General features: G+C 70.7%; 5 protein-coding genes and 1 riboswitch. Of the genes, 3 read left to right on the top strand and 2 right to left on the bottom strand.

The features are described from left to right. Positions 1–1,036: hypothetical protein (locus tag AC1HC7_RS14005; RefSeq protein ID WP_479499135.1), on the bottom strand; the 1,036-nt coding region annotated here is incomplete at its 3' end. 174 nt (positions 1,037–1,210) lie between these two features. After that, positions 1,211–1,290: riboswitch (SAM riboswitch) on the top strand. Between the two features lie 74 nt (positions 1,291–1,364). On the opposite strand from AC1HC7_RS14005, the gene metZ reads away from it, so the two are divergent. From metZ to AC1HC7_RS13990, 3 genes are all read left to right on the top strand, one after another. Next, positions 1,365–2,549, top strand: coding sequence for an O-succinylhomoserine sulfhydrylase (metZ, locus tag AC1HC7_RS14000; protein WP_479495854.1), 1,185 nt, complete (start codon positions 1,365–1,367; stop codon positions 2,547–2,549). A gap of 141 nt (positions 2,550–2,690) precedes the next feature. After that, positions 2,691–3,320, top strand: coding sequence for a GTP cyclohydrolase I FolE (gene folE / locus AC1HC7_RS13995; protein WP_479495853.1), 630 nt, complete (start codon positions 2,691–2,693; stop codon positions 3,318–3,320). Positions 3,321–3,434: 114 nt separating this feature from the next. Next, positions 3,435–4,883, top strand: coding sequence for a TrkH family potassium uptake protein (locus tag AC1HC7_RS13990; RefSeq protein ID WP_479495852.1), 1,449 nt, complete (start codon positions 3,435–3,437; stop codon positions 4,881–4,883). A 39-nt stretch (positions 4,884–4,922) separates the two neighbouring features. Here AC1HC7_RS13990 and AC1HC7_RS13985 read toward each other — a convergent pair whose 3' ends face one another. Beyond that, positions 4,923–5,216 carry a DUF6504 family protein gene (locus AC1HC7_RS13985; RefSeq protein WP_479499134.1) on the bottom strand — a complete coding sequence of 98 codons (294 nt, stop codon included), beginning with the start codon at positions 5,214–5,216 and terminating at the stop codon, positions 4,923–4,925. Positions 5,217–5,462: the final 246 nt, after the last annotated feature.

Here is a 5,462-nt window from a genome sequence, read left to right as displayed (position 1 = left end):
CGCGGCGCGGGGTCAGGCGCGACCAGCGCGGGCACAGCGCTTCGGGCAGGCCGGCGTCGCGCATGGCGGCGATCGACCAATGGGCGCGCATCCGCAGGATGCGGGCGTAAAGCTCCATGGCGTTGGGGCGGGTGTAAAAGCAGCGATGACAGATCCGCGCCGTCGCCGGGCCAAGCCCGACGCCGCGCGCCGCCAGCCAGCTTTCGAATTCCGGCCCGTCCAGCTGCAGATCCACCCAATCCGGGCGGCGCTCGCCCAGCCCGGCGCGGCCCAGCGCCCCGGGGGGCAGGCCTTCGGGGCGCGGCGCGGCGTATTCGAACAGCGCGTCGAAGAGATCGTTCTGGCGCGAGATGACGTTGTAGATCTCGGGTCCGCCCGGGCACGGGTCCGGCAGGCCGGCGCGGGCCACCGCCGCGTGCTCCGCCCCGCCCAGCAGCGCCACCCGCCCGACGCGCGGCGCGTGCAGCGCCCGCAGCGCCACCCGCGCGCCCAGCGAATGGGCGAACAGGTCGTAGCGCAGATCCGGGCGCACCGCCGCCAGCGCCGCGATCAGGTCGGCCAGCCGGGCCCCGGCCTCGGCCGCGCGGTGATAGATGCGCGCGAACCCCCTGCGCCCGAGGCTGCGAAACTGCCCCGGGCTGGCGTCCCAGCCAAAGCCGATGCACAGCCCGTCATCAACGCCCCGCCGGGTGAAGCCCAGCCCCGCGGGCCAGTTCGCATCCACGGGATGATCGCCCGAATCGCCGCCCCCATGGTCGCCCGCGTCGTCGCCCGCGTCCTGGCGCGGATCATCGGGCGGGTCATCGGGCGGGTCATCGGGCGGGGCGACGGGCCCCGCCCCGAACAAATCCCTGTGAGGATCGAGCGCCGGCTTCTGCGGCGAGAATCGGTAGCCGTGGATCAGGATCGCCACCGGCGCGCCGGCGGGCACGTTTTCCAGCGCCGCCAGCAGGCCGTTGCGGGGATGCGCCGAGTCCGTCGCCTGATCGGCGAGCCGGAGGCCGTGCGAGCTCGCTGTGACATGCAACAGCGCCATATGTGCTTCCGTGCCGAAGACGCGCGGCCGGAGATCGGCCGCTGCTCGCATCCCGATAGGCCGATCATTCGGTAAACCCGTTTCAATCCGATGAAGATCAGATGAATTGGACGGGATTTTCCCGCGCGCCAACCGCCGCCCGCCCCGCTTGACCTTGCGGCGCGCGGCGCGTAACAGGCTGATCGTGGCGATTTGTAAGACCGGATTGCGGGCCACGTAAAACATGCCGCTAAAGAGGTCGGGAGCCGCGCCGCCGCCCCGATCCCCATCATCCGCGCCCCTCGGTCGGGCGCCAGAGCGGGAGCCGGGACACGTCCCGGACAAGACCATGACCCAGAACCACGACTTGAGCCCGCGCACCTTGCTTGTGCATGGCGGAACCGCCCGCAGCCAGCATGGCGAGATGTCCGAGGCGCTGTATCTGACCCAGGGCTTCGTCTATCCCGACGCCGAGGCCGCCGAGGCCCGATTCACCGGCGACGATCCCGGATTCATCTATGCCCGCTACGGCAACCCCACGGTGCGCATGTTCGAGGAGCGCATCGCGCTGCTCGAAGGCGCCGAGGCCGCCTTCGCCACCGCCTCGGGCATGGCGGCGGTGAACGCGGCGATCTTCTGCCAGCTCAAGGCGGGGGATCACGTGGTCTCGGCGCGGGCGCTGTTCGGGTCGTGCCTTTACATCATCGAGACCCTGCTGCCGCGATTCGGCGTCGAGGTGACCTTCGTCGACGGCGGCGATCCGGCGGCGTGGCGCGCGGCCATGCGCCCGGACACCGTGCTGGCATTCCTGGAAACCCCGTCGAACCCGACGCTGGCGCTGATCGACATCGCCGAAGTGGCCGGCATCTGCCACGAGGCCGGGGCGCGGCTGCTGGTGGACAACGTGTTCGCCACCCCGGTTTTCCAGCGCCCGCTGGCGCTGGGCGCCGACGCGGTGATCTATTCGGCGACCAAGCATATCGACGGCCAGGGCCGCTGTCTCGGCGGCGTGGTGCTGGGGTCGAAACGCTTCATCCGCGATGAAGTCGAACCCTATCTGAAGCACACCGGCGCGGCGCTGTCGCCGTTCAACGCCTGGGTGATGCTGAAGGGGCTGGAGACCATCGACCTGCGCTGCCGCGCCCAGGCCGCCGCGGCCGCCGAGATCGCCGCGGCGCTGGCCGGGCGCCCCGGCCTGAAGACCCTGATCTATCCCGGGCGCCCCGATCACCCGCAATACGCGCTGGCGCAGCGCCAGATGCAGACCGGCGGCACCATGATCGCGCTGGAGATCGAGCACGGCAAGGCCGGGGCGTTCCGGTTCCTGAACGCGCTGCGGGTGGTGCTGATCTCCAACAATCTCGGCGACGCCAAAAGCATCGTCACCCATCCCGCCACCACCACCCATCAACGGCTGAGCGAGGACCAGCGCGCGGCGCTGGGGATCTCGCCCGGGCTGGTGCGGCTGTCCTGCGGGCTGGAGGACCCGGTCGACCTGATCGCCGATCTCGACCAGGCGCTGGCGGCGGTCTGACCCGGCGCCCGCGCGGCGCGCAGGCCCGCCCATGCGTCGCGAAAGACGTGGCGGCGCAGGTTTGCGTCTTGTATGCCCATTGCCTCGACGCCGGGATCGCCGGCGCAGTCCATCTGAGCGCCGCCGCGCCGGGAAATCGCCATGACCGAGAAAACCGCCGATCCGATCCGCCCCGCCGACGCCGCATCGCGCCCCTCGCGCGCCGAAGCCGAGGCCGCCGTGCGGGTGCTGCTGCGCTGGGCCGGGGACAACCCGGACCGCGAGGGGCTGACCGACACCCCGGCCCGGGTCGCCCGCGCCTTCGAACAATGGTTCCGCGGCTATGGCGAAGACCCGCGCGCGATGCTGCGCCGCACCTTCGAGGAGGTCGAGGGGTACGACGAGATGGTGGTGCTCACCGACATCCGTTTTGAAAGCCATTGCGAACATCACCTCGCCCCGATCATCGGGCGGGTGCATGTGGGCTACATGCCCCGCGACCGGGTGGTGGGGATTTCCAAGCTGGCGCGGGTGGTGGACATCTACGCCAAACGCCTGCAGGTGCAGGAAAAGATGACCGCGCAGATCGCCGACGCGCTGGAACGCGAACTGACGCCGCGCGGGGTGGCGGTGGTGATCGAGGGCGAACACCACTGCATGTCGACGCGCGGCGTGCACAAGCCCGGCGTCACCATGGTCACCTCGATGATGCGCGGGCTGTTTCGCAAGAACCCGTCGACGCGCAAGGAATTCCTCGACCTGATCGGGCGCCCCGCCAGCCGGGCCGGGTGAACGCGCCGTCGCCATGGCGCCGCGACCGCCCGCCCCCGCATGGCGCCCGCCCCGCCGGGGCGCGAACCCGCGCCGCGTTGACAGCGCGCGCGCGCTGACGCAATCCTCGCTGCCATGATCGATCTGCGCCCGCCCGGCTATGTCATCGGATTGCTCGTCGCGGCGCTCGGGGCCGCGATGGCGCTGCCCATGGCGGCGGACATCTACGGCGGCCATGAAAACTGGCGCGCCTTCGCGCTGTCTGGGTTTCTCACCATTCTTGGCGGGCTGACCTGCGCCGCCGCCTGCCGCCCCTCGCGCCGGCAGGGGCTGAGCATCCAGCAGACCTTCCTGCTCACCACCGCCGCCTGGCTGCTGCTGCCGGTGTTCGGGGCGCTGCCGTTCATCCTCGGCGCGCCCGGCGCCTCCTACACCGATGCGTTCTTCGAGGCGATGTCCGGGCTCACCACCACCGGCTCCACGGTGTTCAGCGGGCTTGACGACATGCCCAGGGGCACGCTGTTGTGGCGCGGCCTGCTGCAATGGTTCGGCGGCGTGGGCATCGTCGTGGTGGCCATGGCCTTCCTGCCGGCGCTGCGGGTCGGCGGCATGCAGCTGTTCAGATCCGAGGCCTTCGAGACCTTCGGCAAGATCCTGCCCCGCGCGGGCGAGATCGCGGCCTCGATTTCCTGGATCTACCTGGGGCTGACGCTGGCCTGCATCCTGGCCTACATCGCCGACGGGCTGTCGCCCTTCGATGCGCTGGTGCACGCGATGACCACCATTTCCACCGGCGGCTTCGCCAATTACGACGCCTCGCTGGGGCATTTCGAAAGCAATGTGGAATACATCGCCTCGGTGTTCATGATCCTCGCCAGCCTGCCCTTCGTGCGGCTGGTGCAGTTCGCCGCCGGCACCGCGCGCCCGCTGCTGCAGGATTCCCAGATCCGCGCCTATCTGGGGGTGACCGGGATCCTGGTGCTGGTGCTGTCGGTCTTCCGGCTGCTGACCTCGGAGGCGGGCGCCGAGGACGCGTTTCGCGAATCGCTGTTCAACACCATCTCGATCATCTCGGGCACCGGCTTCGCCAGCGTCGATTACGACGCCTGGGGGCCCTTCGCGGTGGCGGTGTTCTTCATCATGGGGCTGATCGGGGGCTGCGCCGGCTCCACCGCCTGCTCGATCAAGATTTTCCGCTACCAGATCGTCTTCGCCACCATCCTCAGCCAGATCCAGCGCATCCATTCGCCCCACGGCGTCTTCACCCCGCGCTACGGCGGCCAGCAGGTGGGCGAGGAGGTGGCTTCCTCGGTCATGTCGTATTTCTTCCTGTTCTTCCTGACGCTGGGCGTGGTGTCCGTCGCCATGGGGATGCTGGGGCACGACACCATCACCTCGGTGTCGGGCGCGGCCACGGCGCTGGCCAATATCGGCCCCGGACTGGGCGAGATCATCGGCCCGGCGGGCAATTTCGCATCGCTTTCGGACAGCGCCAAATGGCTGCTGGCCATGACCATGCTGGTGGGGCGGCTGGAACTGGTCACCGTCTATGTGCTGTTCACGGCGGCGTTCTGGCGCGGCTGAGACTTTCGGGCGTTCCGGCGCCCTGACCCGGCGCGCGGCTCACGCGAAAATCCCCTGCGCGAACCAGCCGCCGCGCCCGACCCGGTTCGGCGCGCCGCCCAGCGCCTCGAACAGCCAGAACCGCGCGCCGGTCTCGGTCTCCACCCGCCAGTAGTCGCGCGCGCCCCCGCGCCAGGCGGGATCGTCGAGCCACCACTCCGGGGCGATGCGCTCGGGCCCGGCGACGGCGCGCAGGCGATGATCGCGGCCGCGCCAGCGAAAGCCGCGCGGCGGGCGCCCCGGCGCGCAGGCGGCCAGCGGCTCCGGCGCGAACAGCAGCGCCGGGCGCGCCATGGCCGGCGCCGGCCAACCCGTCGCCGCGGTCGCATAGGCGGCGGCGGCCAGATGCGCGGTCTTTTCGGGGATATGGCTGTCGGCGGGCTGAAACCGCGTCAGGCGCTCCAGCCCGATGCGGGCGCCGATGCGGCCCAGAAGATCGGCGAACCCGGCCCCGCCTTGTCCGATCCCGCGCTCAGCAGCCCCGCCTTGTCCGATCCCGCGCTCAGCAGCCCCGCCTTGTCCGATCCCGCGCTCAGCAGC

This window comes from Oceanicella sp., assembly GCF_056449545.1.
This window is presented reverse-complemented; position numbering and strand designations above follow the sequence as displayed.

What these genes read in the sequence shown, in the direction of transcription:
- AC1HC7_RS13990 (WP_479495852.1), top strand. Translation starts at nt 3,435, where the DNA reads ATGATCGATCTGCGCCCGCCCGGCTATGTCATCGGATTGCTCGTCGCG.
- folE (WP_479495853.1), top strand. Translation starts at nt 2,691, where the DNA reads ATGACCGAGAAAACCGCCGATCCGATCCGCCCCGCCGACGCCGCATCG.
- metZ (WP_479495854.1), top strand. Translation starts at nt 1,365, where the DNA reads ATGACCCAGAACCACGACTTGAGCCCGCGCACCTTGCTTGTGCATGGC.
- AC1HC7_RS13985 (WP_479499134.1), bottom strand. Translation starts at nt 5,216, where the DNA reads ATGGCGCGCCCGGCGCTGCTGTTCGCGCCGGAGCCGCTGGCCGCCTGC.